The 1,561-nt window shown below is 48.3% G+C and carries 2 protein-coding genes; both read right to left on the bottom strand.

The features are described 5' to 3' along the window. On the bottom strand, nt 1-691 hold a 691-nt coding region (locus B3180_RS01760), incomplete at its 3' end, for a histidine kinase dimerization/phospho-acceptor domain-containing protein (RefSeq protein WP_286842590.1). 117 nt (nt 692-808) lie between these two features. Next, nucleotides 809-1,561: sigma 54-interacting transcriptional regulator (locus tag B3180_RS01755; RefSeq protein ID WP_286842587.1), on the bottom strand; the 753-nt coding region annotated here is incomplete at its 5' end.

The raw sequence follows: 1,561 nt of genomic DNA, 5'->3' as shown, positions 1-1,561 counted from the left end.
TAATCAGGTTTTGTATCGCCCCGACTAATGCGGTTTGATTTGCCCGCAACACAGCTCCGGAAGCTGAATCAATGCAATTAATTTTTACCTGGTGCTGCTCAGCATAGTTTTCGGTATTGGTAAGAACTTGCTCAATCAGGCTTTGGGTGCTGAGATCATCCAACATGGGTTGCTCACCACTTTTAGCAAACAACAACATGTCATTGACCTGCTGCTCTAATGAATGCAATCGGGAAAGCAGTTTTGCAGAAAAGCGCTGCTGCTTCACCGGGGAAATCGTGCCCTGTTTAAGGTTCTGCGCGTAAAGAATCGCGGCAGAAAGAGGCGTTCTTATTTGATGTGCCAGAGACGCAACCATCTTTCCCATGGAGGATAAACGCTGCAGATGACTAATGCGGTTTTGCAGGCGACGGGTTTCAGTTAAGTCCGTTAAGACAATAAGCTGCCCTGGTTTTTCATTGACCACCGAGGTATCCAGCCTGACCCGGCGCCCGTTACGCAGAGACACTTCGTGCCAGTCATCAGCTTTGGGAGCAAACAGCTCGCTGACTAACTCGCGCCAGAGGTAACCTTTCAACGGATGACCCAAAAGCCCCGTTGCGTTGTCATTGCAATAATCCACAAGCCCATGACTGTCCAGTAAAATTACGGCATTTGGCATGGCATCAATAATTTGATGATAAGTGGCCATACTGACATCTCCAATTAACGACTATGGAGAGGTTGATGCAAAATGAGTGCCAGTATAATTTCTTTATTTTTCAGTCGGTTGGATTGTTATTTGTTGTCAAAAGACTGACACTTGCCTTTAATCTTTCTGGATTCCGTACTTTTTCATCTTCTCAACCAGAGTCGTACGCCGCATGCTAAGTAACTCAGCGGCCTTAGCCACCACCCAGTCCGATTTCTCCAGTGCCTGAGCTATCATTCCGGTTTCTATTTCTGTCAGCATGTCTTTTAAATTAACGCCATCGTCCGGTAATTCAGAGCTGTCATTAGCGGGTCCGACTTGCGCATCATCGCTGTCATCGTCCGACTCATTAAAAATGGCACTAAGCGCTTCACGCTCCAGCATTTCTTCCGGGTAGTCCGGGCTGGGAGCACTGTGCTCAACATGCTGATATTTCGGCGGCAAGTCAGGAACATCCACCAGGCTGTCAGGGTGCATAATGGTCAAGCGCTCAATCAGGTTCGTCAGTTCGCGCACGTTACCCGGCCAACGATGATAAGAAAGCGACTCCAGTGCCCTTTCCGTAAAGCGCACGCCCACACCACGCTCCTTTTTGAAACGCTGGGTCAGCTCCTGTAATAACAGTGGTACATCTTCCTGACGCTCTCTCAATGCAGGCATTTCAATCGGGAAAACATTCAGGCGGTAATACAAATCCTCGCGGAATTTACCGTCAATGATCATCTGCTCCAGCTCACGATGGGTTGCTGCAACAACCCGCACGTCGGCAACAATACTTTTACTGCCACCCACACGTTCAAAAGTGCGCTCCTGTAAAACCCGTAGCAGTTTAACCTGCATTGGCATTGGCATATCACCAATTTCATCCAG

The organism is Idiomarina sp. UBA4206 (assembly GCF_002383015.1).
Lineage (GTDB): Bacteria > Pseudomonadota > Gammaproteobacteria > Enterobacterales > Alteromonadaceae > Idiomarina > Idiomarina abyssalis.
Note: the sequence above shows the minus strand (reverse complement) of the source record. Positions and strands in the feature narration are given on the sequence as shown.